This is a genomic window from Bradyrhizobium sp. WYCCWR 12699 (genome assembly GCF_032144035.1).
Taxonomy (GTDB): domain Bacteria; phylum Pseudomonadota; class Alphaproteobacteria; order Rhizobiales; family Xanthobacteraceae; genus Bradyrhizobium.
Map to the genome: position 1 here is coordinate 659038 of NZ_JAVTJN010000032.1, position 20860 is coordinate 679897.

At 60.1% G+C, this 20860-nt stretch carries 19 protein-coding genes and 1 pseudogene; 12 read left to right on the forward strand and 8 right to left on the reverse strand.

Translation table 11 applies throughout. The annotated features are described in order from the left end of the window. Nucleotides 1–25: 25 nt before the first annotated feature. The 7 genes from RPS27_RS17950 to RPS27_RS17980 form a co-directional block, all read right to left on the reverse strand. Nucleotides 26–2056, reverse strand: coding sequence for an ATP-binding protein (locus tag RPS27_RS17950; RefSeq protein WP_006022643.1), 2031 nt, complete (start codon nt 2054–2056; stop codon nt 26–28). Continuing rightward, entirely contained in the window at nt 2046–3350 is a 1305-nt protein-coding gene (locus RPS27_RS17955) for an SIR2 family protein (protein ID WP_006022644.1), read from the reverse strand. The genes RPS27_RS17950 and RPS27_RS17955 overlap by 11 nt, the downstream gene beginning before the upstream one ends. Before the next feature lie 18 nt (nt 3351–3368). Continuing rightward, nucleotides 3369–4385 carry a nucleotidyl transferase AbiEii/AbiGii toxin family protein gene (locus tag RPS27_RS17960; RefSeq protein ID WP_006022645.1) on the reverse strand — a complete coding sequence of 339 codons (1017 nt, stop codon included), beginning with the start codon at nt 4383–4385 and terminating at the stop codon, nt 3369–3371. Continuing rightward, nucleotides 4378–4971, reverse strand: coding sequence for an AbiEi antitoxin N-terminal domain-containing protein (locus RPS27_RS17965; RefSeq protein ID WP_006022646.1), 594 nt, complete (start codon nt 4969–4971; stop codon nt 4378–4380). The genes RPS27_RS17960 and RPS27_RS17965 overlap by 8 nt, the downstream gene beginning before the upstream one ends. Before the next feature lie 81 nt (nt 4972–5052). After that, nucleotides 5053–6384 (reverse strand): hypothetical protein, encoded by a 1332-nt coding sequence (locus tag RPS27_RS17970; RefSeq protein ID WP_006022647.1) that lies wholly within the window; start codon nt 6382–6384, stop codon nt 5053–5055. Continuing rightward, entirely contained in the window at nt 6384–7496 is a 1113-nt protein-coding gene (locus tag RPS27_RS17975) for a toll/interleukin-1 receptor domain-containing protein (protein ID WP_006022648.1), read from the reverse strand. Before RPS27_RS17975 ends, RPS27_RS17970 begins: the two co-directional genes overlap by 1 nt. Further along, a complete protein-coding gene (locus RPS27_RS17980) occupies nt 7493–8128 on the reverse strand; it encodes a hypothetical protein (protein ID WP_006022649.1) in 636 nt (211 codons plus the stop codon). Before RPS27_RS17980 ends, RPS27_RS17975 begins: the two co-directional genes overlap by 4 nt. Nucleotides 8129–8221: 93 nt before the next feature. Here RPS27_RS17980 and RPS27_RS17985 point away from each other — a divergent pair, with 93 nt between their 5' ends. From RPS27_RS17985 to RPS27_RS18040, 12 genes and pseudogenes are all read left to right on the forward strand, one after another. Next, entirely contained in the window at nt 8222–8776 is a 555-nt protein-coding gene (locus tag RPS27_RS17985; protein ID WP_006022650.1) for a hypothetical protein, read from the forward strand. A gap of 9 nt (nt 8777–8785) precedes the next feature. Continuing rightward, on the forward strand, nt 8786–9712 hold the full coding sequence (locus RPS27_RS17990) for a hypothetical protein (RefSeq protein ID WP_006022651.1): 927 nt from the start codon (nt 8786–8788) through the stop codon (nt 9710–9712). 51 nt (nt 9713–9763) lie between these two features. Further along, nucleotides 9764–11158, forward strand: coding sequence for a hypothetical protein (locus RPS27_RS17995; protein WP_006022652.1), 1395 nt, complete (start codon nt 9764–9766; stop codon nt 11156–11158). 49 nt (nt 11159–11207) lie between these two features. Continuing rightward, on the forward strand, nt 11208–11888 hold the full coding sequence (locus tag RPS27_RS18000) for a phage exclusion protein Lit family protein (protein ID WP_158267765.1): 681 nt from the start codon (nt 11208–11210) through the stop codon (nt 11886–11888). Further along, complete coding sequence (locus tag RPS27_RS18005) at nt 11879–12136, forward strand: hypothetical protein (RefSeq protein WP_006022654.1); 258 nt, start codon at nt 11879–11881, stop codon at nt 12134–12136. The genes RPS27_RS18000 and RPS27_RS18005 overlap by 10 nt, the downstream gene beginning before the upstream one ends. Nucleotides 12137–12154: 18 nt before the next feature. Then, nucleotides 12155–12658 (forward strand): GIY-YIG nuclease family protein, encoded by a 504-nt coding sequence (locus tag RPS27_RS18010; RefSeq protein ID WP_006022655.1) that lies wholly within the window; start codon nt 12155–12157, stop codon nt 12656–12658. Nucleotides 12659–12974: 316 nt separating this feature from the next. Continuing rightward, nucleotides 12975–13245: pseudogene (locus RPS27_RS18015) on the forward strand (ArdC-like ssDNA-binding domain-containing protein). A gap of 56 nt (nt 13246–13301) precedes the next feature. Then, a complete protein-coding gene (locus tag RPS27_RS18020; protein WP_006022656.1) occupies nt 13302–15092 on the forward strand; it encodes an SIR2 family protein in 1791 nt (596 codons plus the stop codon). Between the two features lie 39 nt (nt 15093–15131). Beyond that, on the forward strand, nt 15132–16997 hold the full coding sequence (locus RPS27_RS18025; RefSeq protein ID WP_006022657.1) for a hypothetical protein: 1866 nt from the start codon (nt 15132–15134) through the stop codon (nt 16995–16997). 39 nt (nt 16998–17036) lie between these two features. Then, nucleotides 17037–18311: a DUF4238 domain-containing protein gene (locus tag RPS27_RS18030; protein ID WP_006022658.1), complete on the forward strand. Its 1275-nt coding sequence runs from the start codon at nt 17037–17039 to the stop codon at nt 18309–18311. A gap of 253 nt (nt 18312–18564) precedes the next feature. Continuing rightward, the gene (locus RPS27_RS18035; RefSeq protein WP_237863170.1) at nt 18565–18930 is read left to right on the forward strand and encodes a hypothetical protein; all 366 of its coding nucleotides are present in this window, start codon (nt 18565–18567) and stop codon (nt 18928–18930) included. A gap of 41 nt (nt 18931–18971) precedes the next feature. Beyond that, entirely contained in the window at nt 18972–19805 is an 834-nt protein-coding gene (locus RPS27_RS18040; protein ID WP_006022660.1) for a DUF2971 domain-containing protein, read from the forward strand. A gap of 50 nt (nt 19806–19855) precedes the next feature. On the opposite strand, the gene RPS27_RS18045 is transcribed toward RPS27_RS18040, so the two are convergent. Continuing rightward, on the reverse strand, nt 19856–20458 hold the full coding sequence (locus RPS27_RS18045; protein ID WP_006022661.1) for a hypothetical protein: 603 nt from the start codon (nt 20456–20458) through the stop codon (nt 19856–19858). Nucleotides 20459–20860: the final 402 nt, after the last annotated feature.

The window sequence follows — 20860 nt, forward strand, 5'->3', positions numbered from 1 at the left end:
CCTTCGACAACTATCGATCGTCGACTCATTTCCCCTCAGCCGCGACGCTATCATCGCCATGTTCGAAAGTTGCCGGCGTAATGCGAACCTGAGCCGCTCGCCCCTCCTCATGGAACCACAAATCTCTAATTCTCGCGTCATCGCTTGCAGGCAAAGGATTTGCGTCGCGCACGCGAAAGGTCGTGGGAAGGTTCACGGAGGTGCCGAAGACCAGCGCATGCTGCTTCGGAAGCGACGGGAGCCGCTTCAGGACCGCCTCGGAGATGAACGGGGTCATCTGCCGTATATGAGCAAGGTCGTCGGGATTCTGGATTCGATGGATGACGAAATTCGAGCACTGCGAAAGAATGGTCTTCGAGAGTTCACTGGGCCTCTGCGAAGCGGCGAGAATGAACAGCCCGTACTTTCGCCCTTCCTTGGCAATCCGCTCGTAAACTCTGCTGGCGTCTATGGCATAGCGGGATGGCTTCTCCGCGATGTATCGATGCGCTTCCTCAAGAAGCAGATGGATCGGAAACCGATTGCGTGGATCTGCTTGTCGGAGCAGCCGAAAGGCCATTCTAGCGAGCACTGACGCTACGAGCTCGACAACCTCATCCTCCACCGCATTCATGTCGATGATGACGATCTGGTTGCGTTTGACCCAACCCGCTCCGTCGCGTGCCAAACCGAGGAGCTGCTCAAGGAAGTTTTCGAGCGACGGCCCAGCTTGGCTTCCTTGAAGGTCGTAGCGCAGGAACGCATATTCAGGTCGCTCCTCGAGCGACTTAAAACGCGTCAGCATCTGCGAGCAGTAATCTCGGATCTGACGGTTACCGTGAGCCTCCTCGTATAGGATCGCCAGATCGAGCGCCTCTCCCAACGCGGAAAACTCAAAGGGAAGGTTGGCATATGCCGGGAATTTCAAACCTTCGATGATAAATCCGCCGCCATTGGCGTTTCCCAACAAATAGGTTGTTAAACCGGCAGGGTTGGCCATCTGGCCGAAGCCGATTTTGATGAATGGCGCGATCTTTTGATTGTTGATCTCCGGCGTGTTGAATCTTTGCAGCAGACCGACCATGCGATCGTGTTTTGACGGACTGCCTGTGTCGTCACGAAGAATTTGGCTCAGGCAGGTTGCCAGAATGTGGTTCTTGATCCCCTTCAGCTCCGCCGCGCTGCCCGCTGAGAACAATGTTGCCAGCCCGAGCGCCATGCGCAGTATCGGTAGTTGGGTGCGCTCGCTGGCCTGCAGAAGCAGCTCCCACTCTGACTGCTCCAGAAACCAATGGGGCAGACGAAAACGCTCCGTGCGTGCGGTGCCGTCCAGAATGACATGGTCCACGCCGATCTGCTTGCGCTTTGCGAGCGGCGACAGCGCCTTCGCATATTCTCCATTGACGTCGAATACGACGAACGTGGCACCGCGAGCATGGTGTTCTTCCGCCTTTTCGAACAAGGATTGGAGGACCGATGCGACCGTGCAGGACTTCCCGCTCCCTGTGTTTCCCAGGACGGCAGTGTGTCCGCCGAAGAAATCATCGATCCTGACCTTAACGTCGTAACCCTCGAATATGACGGACCGGCCGATCGTCAATGCGCGATAGCGGGTGGCATCAGGTGGCGTGGGTGGAACATTGTCGATCGGGGGTGTAGGCTCCGAAGGATGATCGGTTTCGAAGACTCGATCCAGTTCAGCGTCCAGCGCATACAGTGCGTCGCCGTAGAGTGACGGGAACACGGAGACGCCGAAGCGAAACCTTTCGCGCCGATCTTGAGGCAGCATCCCGACGGGAACGACATCGAGGTACTTCGCCGAAGAAGCCTTATCCAGCTCCCCTTCACTGCGACTAACATGACCAACGTCGCGCTCACGCAGGCCGACGACCTCGACAACCACGTACTCGGTTTGCACCGCGACCATCAGGAACGATCCGAGCCTGGCGACATAGTGAACGTCGTCGAATCCGACGACGGTGAAGTTGTCGGTGCCCGCATGCATCTCGATCACGAAACGGTCGGCCGCGACCGAGACCACCTTGCCGATTGCGCGCTTCCGATCGTCACGACTCATCGTCATCCTCCCCCTTCTGGGGAGCCGCGGCCTCCTTCTTCGGGGCCATCGCCTCGATCACCTTCCGAACGGCGTCATCAATGCGCTCGCTCGGGCGTTGCGGCATGAACTCTTCGATAATGGTGTCGAAGTAATGGGCTTTGCGTCCGGCGCTGCGTCCGGCACCCCCAATGATCCAAATTCGTGGATCATTTAGCGCGCGAAGCTTCGCAATCTCCCCGTCCAAATCTGGATCTACAAAGATCACGAGCCGGAACGTGGGAATCGTCAGGGCCTGATAGATGATATTGTTGATGTGCTCGTCGCCGAAGGCATACCCCATCGTAAATAGCACGCTCTGTTCGCGAACAATGCGTGACTGGAATTCCCGAAACAGATCGGCATAGGGAGACCCAAGGCTCGAATTCTGCTTGGCAGGCGTCGGATAGATCATCACCTTGCCCGGTTCTTTGGAGACGGCCGTTTCTCGGATCGGGAAAAGTCCGTGATCGTCCTCTGTCCAACTAATGGACCCATGAATCTTACACAGATAGACAAAGCCATCGACCGCAGACCACTTGCGGCTGGTGACATCGAGCTGTTCAGCGAGGGCGTACCGAAACGTCGCTGGATTGAACCGCCGTTCGACAACGCCGGAGAAGCCGTTCGTGTATGGCAGGCCGAGCCTATCCATTGCGGTCTCGTTGAAGAGATCGTAGTTCGTGGTGAACACCCAAGGACGCGGAAGAGATCGGTCGCGCAGCACAAGCTTGCGATAGAAGGATTCATAAAGGCCAACGACGGTATGGTCGCCATTCGCGAAGGCGCCGTTCGTGCATTTGGCCCAAAGAAATGTTTGAACCTTCTTGATGATCGATTCGACAGTCTTGAGTCTTGTGGCGGCATCACTCAGCGAACTGCGCACTAAGACGAAGCGCAGGCTGAAAAGAAGCTCCATCAGCCGCTCTAGGTTGCGCGCATACTCCGCGGCACCGAGGTCGATTCCAAACTGCTTCAACAGAGCATCACGTTCGTCGGCTGTCGGGAACGATTGATCCCCTTCCTTCGGTGCCGCCGTGAATTCCTTCGCGAGGGGCGCCATCGTTGGGATGCCGACCTCCTTGTCATTAGCCCACGACGAAGAACAGCCAGCTCCCAGGAGGAACGCCACATTTTTGGCATTCAGTGACTCAGCCAACGCCTTTCTGACAATATCCGCCCCATCAGGCCAATCATAATCAGCCTTCTCACCCTCGACGCCGCGAATAAACTTGAATGTGAGCTTCGATGGCTCCGTCTTGTCTGCATCCGCCACCGCATTCCCCCCAAATCTCTATTTCGCCGCCTCGTTTGCCCGGCGCGCGACATCTGCACTCCGCGCCATGAGGACCTCGAAGGTTTCAGCATCTTCCAACAGCAGACCGTCCTCGACCATGCGACCATAATCTTCTTCCAGCGCCTTCGCGGCATCACCGCCAGGCACGAGCTGCAAACCGCCATTCACGGCAGCCGCATAATCGATCGGACTTCGATCGGCCGCCCTCTCAACGAAGAACATGCCCTTGTGGCGCGCGACCGCGTTCGCCAGCTCCCTATCGGCGAAAGCCGCATCCGCCAGGCCGGCGTCATCCAGACGCGCTATGTCATGCCAGTGGCGTGCGAAGCGATCACCGCGCAGCCGCTGCTGGAGGCAGAAGACGTGGACAGCCGTCGCCTTCTCCCAGAAGGTCCGCTCGGCGTGCATCACGCGCGGCCGCGCTGTTGGGAACGTTACGCCTTCAACCAGGCCGGATGCATCGCATTTGATGTCGCGGAGGCTCGCCGGCTCGCCCGTTGATCGCGCCCCGAACTCCAGCATCACACTCGGTGCGACGTAGCCCGAGCCAGCGGTGGTCGCCTCGTAGTCGACAAACAGCTTCTCGCCTTCCACGCGGACGGCAGCCGCCAACGTCGCGGCAGCCAACGCGTCCGCGACGACCGGCTGCGCGGTGCCCGCCACCCAATCCGGCAAGCGCTTGCGCACCTCGCTCGACCAGCGCTTCTCCTCGCTACGTGTTTTCGGCAACGCCTCGCCGTTGCCGTCCACCAGGTCGGGCGCGATCGCCCGGATGTCGTAGGTCAGGTCGACGTCCTCGGAAAACCGCCGGATGACCCCATAGGCCTTCGACAGTGACGTGCCGCCCTTGAACACCAGATGCTCGCCGAGCGCCGACCCGTAGAGCGTGGCGAGCGCCCAAACCACCCACACATCCTTCTCGAGAAGGTGCGCCGGTCGTCCCGACTGATCGGCCGCGACGCTTAGCGCCTCGCGGCGGTCAGCGACCGGAAGGTGGAGAAAGGCGTCAGCCATGCGCCGCCTTTCCTACGCTGCGCGCGAGCCAGGTCGGAAGCTGCGGCGCTGCCGCGACCAGTTCGCTGAAAGTGGACGGCGAGAGCTTCCGCTTCAACGTTTTCAAGGCGGCTTCCGCTTTCTCCGGCCCAAGCCAGGCCAACGCCCGCACCGCCTCGCCAGCCGGCTTATGAGCCAGGGCGAGTTGCCAGCGCGGAGCATGACGAAGTTCGACAACCTGTTTGCCGAGATTCATCGTTCGGCTGCGGCCGGAGGTTAGATAGACCGACCGAACCGGCACCTGGGTCGTCAGGCCGAGAGTGTTGGCCGCCGCCGCCCCGCTCGGGACGATGACTTCGCCGCGCTGGTTGGCGAGCGCCTCGACCGCTTGCTGGACGGAGGGGGCCCTCGTTCCGAACCGGCTCGTGATGGGACGGAGATAGACGCCGCGACCGGCCCGGATCAGTTGGCCCCGCTCAGTCAGACGCGACAAAGCCTGATCCACCGCGGCGCGATTACCGAGGTGAAGCAAGCTCTTAGCCGCCACGGGCGTACCTTCCGGCAACCCTTCGGCATGCGCGAGAATCTGTTCGGTTAACCGTTGCATGGCCGTTCTCCTGTCAGAAATATACGCGGTTTTCTGACAGTTTTCAAGCCAGCGGACTTGCTGGGGAGCCGTCTATTTCGGCTAGATCAAGGGCGAACCCCTGTCGAGTAGACCATCCAGGAAATCCTCCCGCGAGCTGATCGGCCCCGCGAGCGTCGCAAGGATCAACGCCTCGACGATCTGGCGGGCCAACGACCGCGCCATCACCCGCTCTTTCGTCGAGATGGCGGTCATGGCTCGGCCGTGCAGGAATGCGCTTCGCACGTTGAAGAGCTGCTCATACTGATCGGCGAAGCGTCGATCGCCCAGCAGGCCGGCCACCCGTCCCCGAATTCTATTCGTGGCGCGCATCCCTTTGTGGCGGTCAGGCGCGATGCGAAAATTCTTCTGATAGTCCGCGCGCAAGCCGAGCGCCGCCTCGATCGTCGTGATGTGCGCAAGGAATTCATCCACGCCCTCGGCCAGGAACGCGCGGACGAGGAAGTGAGGGATCGGCGTCTCAAACAAAACCGATTGCTTCGCCTGCTCGACGGTCGTCCATCGGCTCTGGTCCCACACCGTCAGCTCGGTCTTTGCATCCTCTTCTAGGTGCAGCTCGACCGGGCGCTCTTCCTCGTATGTCCCGCCATAGCCATCGTCGTAGACCCGGTCCTCCCAGCTCAACGTGTCGGGGGACGGCGGCGAACTGGGACGAACGAAGATGTCGCTGTCGATCGTGTAGACCCATGGCACACGGAAGCCCCGCCAATCGACTTCCTGCATGGTCGACCAGCTCTCCCAGGGGGCCAGCAGGAGGAAGAACAGCGCTTCTTCCAAGGCAGTCGGGAACCGCCCTTGATGCGGTTCGACCCGCCCCAGATCTAGGCTCAGGTCCATGAACAGGACCGGGACCGCGCGTTCCTCCGGCTCCTGCTCGAGCACCACGACCTCCTCAACGATCAGCCAGTGGAATTCGGCGAAGCGCTCGGCATCGAAGTCCTGACGCGGATAAAGCCGCCTCAGCCGGCGCGCATCGATCACGCCGCGCAGCTCGTCGGCGCTCAACCGGCACACCCTGGCCGGACCGAATGCGTGCGGCGGCAGGTCGGCGGCAAGATCGAGCGGCGCAAGGTGAATGCGCCTGGCCCGGGTAGCGCGCAGCGCCGCGTCCAATCCCTTCGCCGCTTCCTCCACAGGCATGGCAAGATGGGCCGTGTCCTTCTGCAGGTGACATGGAAGGCCCAACGCCCGCAATGCCGTCGAGAGCGCGAAGTTCGGCCCCTTCTTGCCGGCGTTTGGGTAGTCGTCGCGGCAGATCTCACGCAGCCGCATGAAGGCCGGGTGCGCAAGAATATTGTCGGGCCCGGGCGGTCGTATGCGCCACAGGTCCGTCATCGCCATCAGCATCGCCATTCTCGGACCCGTCTCGCTCATCAGGAGATCCGGAGCCGCCGCAAAAGCTTGCCGAGGACCGCCTCGTACTCCTCGGGCTTGGAGAAATCGGCGTAGAGCTTGCCTTTCAAGAACTCTGGCAGCTCACATTCCTCGTAGAGCAGCGGCAGCACGACCACCTCGCCGCTCGCGATCTCGCGGTTCATCGCCACGTCGAGCTCCTTCTTCACCCAAGGAGCGCCGATCGACTTTTTCGACAGGACGACGGCGATGTAGCGGCTGAGCTTCATCCCCTCTTCGATCTTGGCGATCAGCGAGTCCCCGATGTCGATTTCGGCCTCGTCCAGCCACACATGCTCTACGCCATGAGCGAGCAGATCCTTGCGAAGCTGGCGCACGAAGGGTTTGTCGACGCCAGTATGGCTCAGGAAGATGCCGTGATACTTCTCATGCGCCGGATCGGCCTTCTCCAACGCGAGGCTGTCGCGAACGAGCTGGTTCTGGGCTTCCTGCGACGTCGGCGGCGTCAGCAGCCAGCCCGTCGGGGTGCCGAGCATCAGCTGACCGCCGAGGCTGTAGCCCTCCGGCGTCGCGGCGATCGACCCATAGCCTTCGCCGGGATCGGATAGGCACAGCGTCCAGCCGCCGGTCCGCGACAGAACCTCGAAATAGCGCGCGAAGGGGCTGTCGAGATCGACCGGCCCCATCCTGCGCCCCTTCTTAATGAGAAGCTCCGAACGCTTTACGAAACTCGCCACTTTCGGCGCCACATATCCAAGATGGGTTTCGCGATAGCCGAAGAAGTTCACCCGCTTCGGCTCGGACAGGCACCAAACGACCGTCGCGCCACCCGCAATCGCGGCCTCCATCTCCTTGCGTCGGTCCTCGCCATCGAAGGCGGAGTCGAGGTCGTAGCGGTCATTCTGCCCCTTCAGCTTGCCCAGCTCGTAAAGTTCGTTCGAAAACTCTCCGGCCTTACCGAACAGAAAATGCGTGTAGCTCTCCGGATTGATGATGATCGTGTCGTATTCGTAGAGCGGATAGGCCGCCCGCTCTCGATCGACATCGGGCTGGCAGAGCCCGAGATTTTCGATCTCCACGCCATCGATCTTGTCGCCGGTGTAAGTCAGCCCGACAGTCAGCACCCGTTTCACGTGTCGTTCCTTTCCGCCGCCTGCTTGGCCGCCTCTCTAGCTTTCACTTCCAAAACCTCGCCGCGGCTGCCGACGAGCGCGATCTCGATGCCGGCCAAGGCGCACCGCGGCGCGAGCCGCTCGGCCAGGCGCAAGGTGCCGTCCGTCAGCGGAACCACGGCCACCTGACGCCCCTGCGATGGCGTGGCCATCAGCAGGCCTACGGTCTCGCAAAGACCCCGGTAGAGCCGCGACAACTGGCCTGGATGCCGCGCGTTGATAATGCCGCCCTTGCATTCGGCCGAGATGACGTGGTCGCCGATATTCGCGACGACATCACCGAGCCCGGACTTCGGGTTGACGGTGATCGTCTGGCCCGCCGGATTTCGATAGACTCCGCCATAGGCGGTGCTACCGACGCCGGAGACCTTGGTGAACGCTCGCCGCCCCAGCCAGCCCGCGAAATCGAACTGCTTTCCGTGCTCGCCGTCGGGATGGACACGGACGTCCCGTGCGCCCTGCGTGCGGAGCAAGTGCATCGCGTAGGCGACCATCACCGCGCCCTCATACAGATGATGTTCGTGGGCGCCGTCCGATTTTCCGGCGCGGTTCGGCGGCGGCTCGAGCGCCGTCACGAGATCCTCGAAATCCAATCCAGCCTCCCCGCGATATCTGCGGACGCGCAGCGCGCACCATTGACAGGAGCTTATAACCGGCCATATTTGCCCGGTAAAGGAAGGCCTGTCATGTTTACCTATAGCCCCGAAAAATTTGCGTCGCTCTACGCCTCCGAACTTGGCCAGCGCATCTGGGCCTTTCTCACGCGGCCCGAAAACGTCGCCCGCCTGGAGACCGCGTCCGAACTCGGCAAGCCCGCGGTCGAAGGCATCGAGGAGCAGCTCCTGGCGGAATTCCGCGAGGAGGTCTTGGCCGACCGCGTGAAGCAGATGGTCGGCCATATGGTGCGGCAGATCCTGGAGCAGCGAGATTGGGTGCTCGACCAGACCGATGTGAAAGTTCAGTCGGTGCCCTTCAGCAAGGCGGCACGCTATCGCCGGCCTGACTGGTTCACCTTTCACGCCTTCCGCAACAGCAGTGATCCGCGCGACGTCGTTATCACCGATCGCCGGCAAAATCCGACGCTGCCGAACGGCGCGCGCTGGACCTTCTACGCTACCTTCGCCAGCCCGCTAAAAGCGGCGGTGGCGTTCGGCGTCAACGACATCAAGCAGCTTCGTCAGCAGGTCCATTCGCACGGCTTCCACCGTGTTCGCATCGAGCGGATGCTGCGCCGGGCATGAGACGAGCAGATGATGACTGATCTATTCGATGTCGACGGCGCCAATCTCGATCGCGGGTTTGAAAACCTGAAAGCCGCCGAGCTTCCGATCGAGCAGCAGCTTCACGCCATGCTGCAAGAGATGTGGGGGCGTTACGAGCCTTATGCCGACCCCGACTTTCGGCAGGGTTTCGCACGCGATGTCGATGGCCGATTTTGGGAGATGTATCTGGGCTGCACGCTGCTCGAGGCGGGCCGCACCCTGCTTCCCGTCGTCGAGCGCCAGCGCGAAGGCGGTCAGCCGGACCTCTGCGTCCTGGAAGATGGCCGCCGAATCTGGATCGAGGCCATTACCCCAGATGAAGGCGCACCGGGTCCTGACCAGATCGTGCGTCCGGTCCCCCTCAACGAGGGCGGCGGCCTCTTCGCCGCACCGATCCGTCAGGCGCAGTTGCGCACGTCCGGGGCGTTCTGGACCAAGGCGCAGAGGATCGCGCGCTATCTCGAACAGGGTGTGATCGGCCCGGAAGACACGAGGATCATCGCGATCAGTGCGAGCCGCTTCGGCGTCTATGTCGCCGACCAGCCGTTGCCGCTGATCATGACCACGTTATTTCCGATCGGAGATGCCTACATCACCATCGATCGCGAGACCGGCAACGTCGTTGACGAAGGATTTCACCCGGCCCCCTTCATCGACCGCGAACGCAATCCGATCCCGCGCACGGCGTTTCTCGACGAGCGTTTCGCTGACATCTCAGGTGTGATCTGGTCGCGCGTTGGCCTCGGCAACCTCTCGCGTCGAAGCCGCCCGCTGACCTATGTCCACAACCCCTTGGCGCAGGTTCCGCTGGCGACAAGCTGGGGCGTCTGGGATCGCGAGTTCGTCATCACGCCGCGCGGCGACGAGTGGGAGGCCAACGACATTCTGGCGCAAGCCGCAGCGGAGGCATCATGACGATGCGCCCGAGTGCCCGCGTCTGGCGCCTTCCGTTCCGTGAGGTTGATCATGGCCGTCGGCGATGAGCAGCGACTGATCACGCCGATCAGCCAGCGGCAGTTTGAGCTCTATGCGCTGTCGCTCGAACGTGGGCCCAATTTTGATCCCGCGCAGATCTTCGGGAGCTATCAAGCCGGACACGGCAGCGCGAGCGGCTGCATCCTCCTCGATCCGGAGCGCGGGACCTTCACCGCCCTGGCCTTGCGCAGGCGTGTCGATCATCGCTGGGTCCGCGTCGATGAAGGCGGCCCCTATCCCACTCCCGAAGCCGCGCTGGATCAGCTCACCATCAGCATGCGCGCTGGCGAGCCGCCCGAGCCATTGCCGCCGGGCGCACGGCGACGGCCGCTTCTGCTGAAGACCGGATCGCGAGGCACATCGCCGGAGTTCGACCTGCTGACGAGCACGATCAGCCATTTCCCGGCGCTGATGGCGGTCGGCGAATGCTACCTCGCGCTTCCCAATCCGGATGCCAATTTCGTCCCCGATCTGCAGACCAGCAATTTCGCGTCCCGCCTCTTCGAACTCTATCTTCTTGCCTGCTTCCGCGAGCAAGGCCTGATCGTCCGGCAGAAGCATGTCTCACCGGACTTCCTGATCGAGAACGATGGCGCCGCCTGCTGGATCGAAGCCGTGACCGCGAATTCCGAGACGCCCCGCTCCGGCGGGATCGGGGACTGGGTGCATGCTCCGGTCGATCGAAATGAACGCTTAACCGGCGCGCCAGCTGAGCGCTTCGCCAAGACGCTGCGCGGCAAGCTTCAGCGCAACTATCATGAGCTGGATCATGTAAAGGGGATACCCTTCGCTCTGGCGATCGCTGACTTCTATGAATCCGGCTCGATGGTTTGGAGCCGCGAGGCTTTGCCGACCTATCTCTACGGCCTGCGGGCAGATGTCGAAGGCGAAGGCGCCGGGCGACGTGCGATCGGCACGCCGATCAACAATCTTACGGGCAGGCACGGCATTCCGGCCGGGCTATTCCGCGATCCCGACTTCGCTCACCTCTCTGCCGTCATCTTCAGCAACGCGGCGACGCTCGCCAAATTCAACCGCATGGGCTTTCTCGCTGGATGGCGGCCGCCGGGCCTCACGATGACCCGCCGCGGCATTCTCTTCGACCGAACGCCGGGCGCGCTGGAGCCCATTGATTTCGATCTGTCGGTCGACAGCGCCGAATACCAAGCGCTCTGGCCTTGGGGCGAAGCCTGGTGTCAGGAACTGGAGGTCTTTCACAACCCACAGGCGACGCACCCCATTCCCTTCGATCTCATACCCGGCGCGACCCATTGGTTCGAGCGCGGCGGCGACGTCGAGTGCAACACCATGTGGGCGAACTCGGTCATTTCATCGATCACTCATCTGCGCATGGCCGGCGCGCAAGGCGAAAGCGAGCGGCCATGATCTGCCCGCCATGCATGCGTCGCCGTCCTCGCCCATCAAAGGAGCATCGTTGAACATGGAAACGGAACCATCCGACCGGACCATCGTCCTCCATCTCCTGCGCGGGGCTGTACCCGAGCGCGCCGACGAGATCAGCGGCCTATGGAGCCAGTATGGTCATGGTGTGGAAGTCGCGCCGAGCACCAAGGGCGTGACGATGAAGGCCGATGACAAGCGCATCCAGTTCGACACCAAGACGATCGACTTTTTCTGGCTGCTCGGCTTCAGCGCATGGCGTGCCATCGAGGTGTATTCGCCGGCCCTGCTGGTGGCGACATGGACCGGAATGCCGCTTGATCAGGCCCTCAAGATCGATGCCGAACGGGGGCAATACGAATTCGATTACAAGCAGCGCGTCAGCACCGCTCAATCGCTCATCGCGGCCGAACAGACCGCACAGATTTCCTGGCCTGCGGACATCCCCGAGCCGACCGCTGACCGCGACAGCTTGGGAGATGTCCAGCACAAGACGATGTTCGACCTCGTCGCGTTTGCCCTGGCCTTCGCGCTGCTGCACGAATTCCGGCACGTCATGTATTGCGCCGACAAGAGCGCACCGTCGACACTGCCCGAGGAGGAAATCGGCTGCGATAACTGGGCCCGCGAGTTCATGACCAGCGGCCTCGCCGCCTATGCGAAGGAGCATAGGACAACTACGCTCAAGTCCAGCAGAAGCGCGCGATGGGAATAGCGCTCGCCGCCGTGATCATCCATGCGATGACGCCGACCCACGCGCATTGGGGCAATCGGCAGTATCCACCGATCGCCGAGCGGCTGACGGCGATGATCGGAGGCTACAATCTGCCGCCCGGCTCGTCCTTCTGGCCCTTCACGGCCTGCCTTTTGATCACGCTGATGAGGCAGGAGGGCCGGCCGCTCGACATCATCGCGTACTCAAATCAGGAAATGGTCGAGGCCCTGCTCGACCGGCTCCGTTGACGCTGCGGGGAGCGCGACGTGCCGGTCTATTTCATTGGCGAAGATGAAAACGGATGCTCCCCGATCAAGATCGGCGTGGCGAAGAACATCGAGGCGCGCCAGCGCAACCTCCACACGGGGAATCCTTTGGAGCTGCGACTGCTCGGGTGGATCGAAGCGACCGACGCCTTCCAGCTTGAACGAGAGCTGCACAAGCATTTTGGATCGACCCATGTGCGTGGAGAATGGTTCGACATCGAGCCGGGTGACATCCTGGCCATTCTCAAGCGCGCCGGCCGCGCTGGATTTGTCGCCAAGAACGCCGATGCTTTCCAGATCGTCGGTTATGATCGCGACGCCATTCCCGAATACCTCGGCGTGTGGGAATGGGCCGATCTGGAAATCGACGAATGCTGCCCGTTCTGCGGATGTCTATGCGGCATGCATTTTCAGGAAGCCTCGCAGATGTACTATTGCATCCGATGCGACACGCTGACCGACTTTTCCGAGCTCGATCCGCGTGAGTATCCGCCGGACGAGTGATGTCCTGAAAGGCGGAAAGATGCCAATCCTGAGAAGCTGAAACCCGGCTTTGCGCTTCTGAGGGGAACGCCATCCCCTGCGGCCGGCCTTCGTCTCAGCCGCCCCCTTTTGCGGGGAGCCCCCGCAACGCCCCCTTCAGAGTGAGAGTGCGGACCGGCTTCGCCGTGACGGGTTGAGGGCTGAAAGAGGGGCCCCGGCGCCGGTCGCGGAGATCGGTGATGTCCAGAAAGACCTGACAAGCTCGGGCTGGCCAGGACCGGGCGAGCTATACGATGAACTTACCGACAATATCATCGCAGAACTTGAGGCCGGGCGCGTGCCTGGGTCCAACCTTGGAGGACGGCGGCTGCGAAGGCGCCACTTGCCAAACGCCGCGACCGGGCGGAATTATTCCGGGATCAACGTGCTGATCCTTTGGAGCGCCGCGGCACGGCTTTTCGGGCCAGAGCGGGCCCACCTTCCGCCAGGCGCTCGCGCTCGGCGGCAATGTCCGCAACGGCGAGCGCGGCACGTCCGTCGTGTACGCCGACCGATTCGTACCCGACGACGAGAAGCGGCGCGCCCGAGCAGGCGCGAGCGGCGATTGATTGCTGCGCAATCTTGCTATGCTCGGACCCTTCCCTCCTAGTGATTCGCGCCTGCCATGAGCATTTTATCAAGCGATCCGATTACTCAGCTCGCATTCTCGATGTTCGAGAGCAAGGGTGTCTATGCTTTGCTTCTCGGCTCTGGTCTCTCTCGTGCAGCCGGGATTCCAACTGGATGGGAAATCACTTTGGACCTAGTTCGACGAGTCGCGCTCGCGCAAGGCGTCAAGAATCAGTCCGATTGGGCGACGTGGTATCGCAAAACGTATGGTGCGGAACCCGATTATTCAGCGATTCTAGCAGGACTGGCGGCCTCGCCTGCCGAACGGCGATCCATCTTACATTCGTACATCGAGCCTGACGAAGACGATCGTGCAGAGGGTAAGAAACTTCCGACAGCCGCGCACCATGCAATCGCGGGCCTGGTTCGCGACGGGTATGTCCGAGTGATACTAACGACCAATTTCGATCGGCTATTAGAAAATGCACTGCGAGAAGTTGGCGTTGAGCCAACTGTCGTCACCTCCGTCGACAGCTTGTCAGGAGCCGAGCCGCTCACACATAGCCCGTGCTACGTGCTGAAGCTTCATGGTGACTACAAGGATGCACGCATCCTGAATACCGACGAAGAGTTAGGCGTGTATCCGCCGCAATACGATGCGCTGCTCGACCGCATTTTGGATGAGCACGGTCTTATAGTTTGCGGTTGGTCAGGCGAGTGGGATGACGCGCTACGGGCAGCATTGTTGCGCGCTCCTAACAGGCGTTACCCTACTTTCTGGAGCATACGGGGGAAAGTTGGGAGCGGCGCAGAGCCCATCATCAGTCAGCGTAAGGCTGTGACCATTCCGGTTGCCGACGCCGATAGCTTTTTTCTGAAGTTGGCCGAGCTGGTGAAAACACTCGCCGAGACTCGGAAGCAGAGTCCGCTGACGATTGATATCCTCGTCGGCTCTATCAAGCGGTACGTTGCGAGGCCGGAATTTCGCATTCGACTCGATGAAGTCATCACACAGGAAGTTAACAAGCTTTTCGACCGCCTCGACGCGAAGGAGCTCTCTCCGCAGGGTGTGTGGTCCGTTGAGGAATTCCGCCGACGCCTTAAACTCTATGAGGCCACTACCGAGCCGCTCGCGAAAGCCTTTGGTGTTCTCGGACGATGGGGGGATGACGCCGAGCTTGCACTCATTGCCGATACGATCCGCGGCGTCGTTGCCAGGGCGAACAAGGTGGGCAGCGGCCTGAATATATGGCTTGATCTAAGGACGTATCCGGCCGTTCTGCTCATGACTGCATATGGGCTCGGACTTGCGAGAGCAGAGCGTTGGAAGACCTTGCATGACCTGTTTTCTCTCTCGATGCCTAGGGACGAGCGGGACCCAAAACGTCTCGTGAATTCGCTCTTCCTGTGGGACTGGAGGGGGTCAGACGACAATCTCTGGAATAACGTTGAAGGTTTCACGACAGGCAACAACCGCCGAAAAACACCACTCAGCGACCATCTATTCGACGTATCCTTCGAGTGGGGCACGGCGTTTTTGGGCGTCCCCACAGACAATGCTCTGCTGTTCGATCGTTTTGAGGCGCTGGGGGCGTTGGTCCACCTTGAAGAGAACAGTGAAAGGGCACTGAAGGATCAACTGGAGAACGGCGACAGGAAGGCTAGGATGTCTGTCGGTCGCATCGGCTGGCGAAGCGAGGGGCGACGCTCAATAGAACACGAGCTGAAATCAACTCCTACCAGGCAACAACTGCTTAAAGCAGGGTTCGCATTGGGCAGTGAAGCATACCTCGATCTATTCTTGGAAAACCTATCACGGGTAGCACGATGGATGGAGTGGCGCTGACACTCCACCTGGCGATACCGGCCAGGGAGCAGCCGGACGATGTCTATACGCCTGAGAGAACTGTTTGCCTGTACGGAGCAAGGCGGCGCTTTCGTCGCCGAATCTGCCGATGGTCGACTCCTGCATATTGGCGAGGTGCCCTCCGGGCTCGCCTGCAACTGCGTCTGTCCCGGCTGCGGAAGGCGGATGGTTGCGAAAAAGGGAGATGTGCAGGCCCACCATTTTGCGCACAATGCTCAGCAAGATGGCCGGTCATGCGCGTCCGCCGGCGAGACGGCCCTGCATAAGTTTGCGAAACTCATTTTGGATGAGCGCCTGGAAATTACTTTGCCAGCGCAGGTCGTGGAGGAGCAGAAGGATCGCGAAGTTGTTGTCCGGGCGGCGAAGCGTACTTTCGATCGAGCGATCCTAGAAACCAAAGATGGGCAGATCGTTCCCGACGTCGTGCTGCTCTTACGCGATCGCAGGCTCATCGTAGAATTCAAGGTCACTCATCCGTGCGACTCAATAAAAATCGCCCGGATCCAAGCGATGGATGTCGGCGCAATCGAGATCGACCTCTCCCAGTACCGCGACCACAAGCTCAGCGAGATCGGAGACCGGATACTTTACGACGCGCCGCGAACATGGCTGCACAATCCGCGGGAACGTGAAGCGCGCGCACGCCTCGAAGTGAGAGCGCTACAGCGAGCAGAGGAGAGGCGGACGCAAATCGAAAATTACCGCGGCTCCTATCGCCATCGTTCACCGTCAGAATCCCCGGGAAGCGGGGCATGCGAATCTTCGGCCCGGAAAAACGGCCTCGCCGACCTCATCAATCTGCCGGTATATGGGGCTGGTTGCTTCACAGTGGCCGTTGCGGAATGGCAAGCGGCTATTCTGGAAGCATTGCTCGCTCCAACGAAAACGCCTTTCCGAACTCGAAATGGGCTCGCGGCACTCCGAAGCAGACGATGGCTCGACTCATCGTTTGCTGACATTTCGGACGAAATCGTATGTGGGGTGCGAGCGGCCGGGATTCCGTTCAACTCCCCCTTCCAGGCCGTCGAAGCATATCTAACGCAACTCGAGCGCCTTGGCTTCGTTCATTCGGATCCGACTGAGATTTGGCGGCCCTCACATACGCTACAGGCACGGATCGATAAGGCGCGCGAGCTCCGCGCGCGACCGGTCAAGCGTACGCGCGAGCTCCGTCAATTAGTTGAGGAGCTGATTGCCACTCTTCCAGCGGATGAGACCGCTGCTTTCGTATTTGAACAATGGTGGAGTTCAATGCTCCCGGAACGCGGCCATTCACCTCGTGATGCGATCGACTTCGATGAAACGAAGTGGCGATCGCTCACGAACGACCTGGATAATATCGCGACGCAAATCCGGTTCTCGCCGCGAGAACGCTTAGACCTTTTTGGGCTTCCCTACCACGGCGCCCTGGCGCGCGCACTTGAGCGCAAGCATGCAGAAGAAGCCGAACGTCAACGCGCCAATCAAGCGAAAATCGAGGCAGATAAAGCTGCCCGCGTCGCCGATCTGCAGCATCGCGCGCTTCGACAGATCGGGAGAGAAGCGGAACTCTGGCTCGTGACGACAAACTCTAACACTGGGGGACGCCCTCCCATCGAGGTCGCTTTGGATAGCGAAGCTGGTCACGAGGATGCGGTCCGCGCGCTCCATTACCGAGCAAGAGAGATTGAGGTTCAGCATCGAGCAAGCGAGCGGAAGGCAAAAGCCGTGGCGGAGCTCGCCGCGCTCGCCCAATCCCGGTATTACGACGACGAGCGAGCTAATTTATGGATGCGAGGCAGGAGGCGGGAATTAGGTGGTAAATCGCCGGAGGAGTTCACGGTTGATGATGCTACCCGGCAGCGGTGTAGTGAGCTGCTACCTACGAAACGTTCGCGTCGATAGGAACTCGGATGTTCTGTGTCAATACACCGCATAGAGACAATGAACCGGCCTTCTAAAAAGCACCACTTCGTACCACAGGCGCAGCTTCGAAATTTCTCTGCGGACGCGGAGCGCCGTTTTCTCTATGTGCTCGACAAACAAACGGATCGATCATTCCGAACTTCGATCCTCAACGCTGGCTCAGAGAACGACTTCAACACCATCAGTCTCGGCGCCAGCAAGTGGAACTTCGAAGATCTGTTCCAGGAAGTCGACACCCGGTCGGCTTTGCTTATTGCGGAGATCCTCTCGCGCAAATCGCTAGCCTGGCTATCCGAGGATGATCGGCTTGCTTTGGCCGACTTGTTCGCCACCCAGATGCTTCGCACGCATTTCAGTCGAACCACGCGGGCGCACCTCGCTGATCGTCTTCGGGAGATCACACGGCAGCTCGGCTACGATCCGGATCAGAATCCGACCATGGCGACGCCCCCCGATGCAGCACTGCGCCTCGGCGCAGTACGGACATTCCTTGATCGCAGCGAGCAGGTCGTCGCGCTTCTGCGCCTGTATCCCGCCTTATACCGAGCAAACGGGGACCATCGGTTCATAATCTCTGATCATCCCACCGCAGTGATGAATGCTTTTCCCTATGGGGAACTCGGACTTACTTCGCACGGCATACTAGTCGTCCTGCCGATCTCACCAGAGATTATGATTGCCTTGCACTGCCCGACAATTGTGAAGCGCTATGAGTTCGCTGAACAAGCGAGTCTCGAGGCAGATCAAAAGGAGCGAGTGTTCCGATACAGAGACGGCCTCAGGTCCGGCAATCCGATCGATATTGATGAAGATGCGGTCCTGTTCCTCAATCATCAGCAAACGGTTCATAGTGCGCGGTACCTCTACGCGGCCACCGACACATTCGATCGCGCGCGTGAAGCGTTGGAACAGCAACCTCACCTTCGGTCCGTCACGACACACCTTACGTTCGGCGAAATGGGACGGCCGTCTAAACGACATTCAGAGATGCAATCGGGAATACACCTCGTAGTACGCGGTCCTGCCGATCACGGGATCCTCACAATCGAGGAAATCGATCCTTCCGGAGAAGGGATCACCGCTCGGACCGGCCAGATCACATTGTTAGCCCAAATGGCATCGGATCAGGGCATGCTCCGTGTCGAACTCTACGTCGATGGACGCCCCATGCGCACCTTGGGCGCTGCCATGGTGGAGCCTCTTGGAAACACAGCCGATGGCTGGTTCCGCGTAGTTCACCGCGATGCCAGTTTGAGAGAGTTAGGCAAGCGTCTCGATCGCAACCGCTTGTAGCCTTCCATTTCCGGCGAGCAGGTCCCCGATATCAAACTTCGAGCAGTTGGCAGCACAGGCCTGTTCCACAGCATGCAGCGCAACCTCTCACGTCAAAAGCACTAGGTGACAATACAAGCGTCCGCGAGCCGCGCTTCCTCGTCCATCCGATTTGCACGCTACAGCACTCTGGACTTGGGGGCGGCATCAGGGGACCCTTTGTTTGGCATCGTAGACAATTTAGATCGATGCATGGCAATTGGGTTACGCGTAGATGGCGCCGAAACGGGTCAGCAGGAATCTCGTCAGCCACCACAACGGTAGGTCTTCTGGCGAGCCCGCACCGACAGCGTCGCGCCATGGATATGCGCATCTCACTCAGCGCGGTTTTGATCTTATCGGGGGATCATCGAAGCGCTTGCAGGGACTCATGGTTGAGAGTGATAACAACAAGCGGCGCCGGCTCGTCGAGTTCAAGGATGGTTGCCGCTATGGCAAATTTGGAAGAACTAAAGCTTATGAGCTGATCGCCCACGAGAGGATCAGGGCCTACAAGATGGGGGGCAAGACCATGATTGATCTCAACAGCATAGATGAATATCATGCTTCGCTGCCGAGGGTCGAAACGAGAGCAAGCTAGGCCGCCGATCTGCGCAGCCGCTAAGTCCTCACACTGCTGCCATGACCGAAAACACCGATAATGCTCCGTTCGACCCCGCGCTGGGGGCCATCGAACCGCACGCCGGAACGCTGACCGCACCGCCGGACGGGCAACAGCTTTACAAAATCATGACGATTGAGAACCTGCTCCGGTCGGTGAGCGGCGGATACCTCTATTTCAACCGGGTCGATAGCTACAAGGACTTCCGGAATGCCGACGGGCATGACGGTGAGCAGTTGCAACAAGATCGCGCCGCCAATGAGGCCGCCAAGTTCGAAAGGGCACCCGATTTCTCTGGGGCGGACTATTATGACCGCTGCCGAAACCGGACCTATGCGTGCTGCTTCTCGCTGGAGAACTCCGACTACATCTGGCACGAGTACGGGAACGGCAGCGCACATGGTAAAGTCGGCATCGCTTTCGATTTCGCGAAGCTGCGTGCCGTCATCAATGAGATCATGAGCGTCAGGAATGGACTGCTGTACCGGGGAAACGCCTGCAAGCAGATATTCTCCGTAAACTACGGAATCGTCGATTATTTGTCGTGGGAAGAGGTGCGGGAAAATATCGATCGGATGCCCAATCCGATCCGCTACACCTACGTCAAGGACAAGAGCTATGCTGATGAGCGCGAGTTGCGTATTTCGCTTTCGGCGATTGGCATGGGACATTTTGTCTTGGCCGATGGCACGAAAATGGAATTTGCCCCCGGACTCGAACTCGGCTTTGATTATCGAAAGGCCATGACAGATGGCACGATCACGGAGGTTTTTCCCGGCCCCGGCTGCGACCTCGATTTCCTCCGCGATGAACTCGGCAAGCTCGGCATCAAAGCGGTAGACGGCGCGGCCTAAAGGCTAGGCAGATAATCCAGCGGCACTTCGCCGCCGCTGTGCGTCCCAATCTATAGGTCTTGTTCGGGCGCCGGCTTCTTTAAACCGCGCGGCTCCAGTAATTCGGCGGGGGTTTCTTGCAGGCCACAGAATGCGCTTATCCGGTGATTACCGTCGAGGATGCTCAAGCCATCGGGAAGCCTTATCGCAACTAGCGGCTTTTCGAAGACGCCATTCTTCATCAGGTAATCGGCCCCCCTCTTGAATCGCCTCCCGGTCTCCTCATCAATGGTGCCGCTTGCTTTCTCCATCAATATCTGCGCCACAATGACCTTCGTACCCTGGCAGAGATTTGCAAAGCCACAGTCAGTCGTTTCGCGCTTCCAGCTAACCTCTCGCCACCATGAAAGGGGCCTGTATCCAAGGATGGCTGCCCATGCGTGATTGCCGAGCGGCTCCGGCGGCGGCCAACCCGTATCGCCAGCGCTGCGGTTTGCGAGGTAGAACAGCCACAGTTCAATGACTGCATCGGGCCAATGCGGAAGATAGCGCTTTATATCGGCTAGAGATACCTCCGGCGGTCGCCACTTCTTCTTCAGAATCTCGGCGAGTTCTATAGCTTCGAGCAGCGTTAAGCTCCACAATTCCTCGACGAGCTTCGGCACATCAGCCATGGCATGATCCTGCGGTCATGATTTCATTACCACTATCACGCAAACGCCAAACGGAGGCGCACGGCGGCTTTCTGCTTTCCGGTTGCCGACGTGCCCTCATCGTTAAGCAGGGTCGAGGCGATCGAGCGGAAGCCGCGGGCGTAGTGGTCGCTGCCGGCGCTTTCAGTGTTGGTCTGGCCAGGCGCAACCGACTCGCCCCGAAGTCGTTCAACACGAGGTACGTATCTCGCTCGGCATCGTGGGGCAAAGTGTAAAGACTACGCATGACAAGGCGCTCCCTTGACCTCGCGATATCAAGTTTGGGCGATCCTATCGGGATTCGAGTCGGAGCCGGGTTCGATTCCGGTCGTGGCGCTTGTGGAGACCAGAACGGCATGGGGCGCGCCTGCTGCCGGGGAGCCT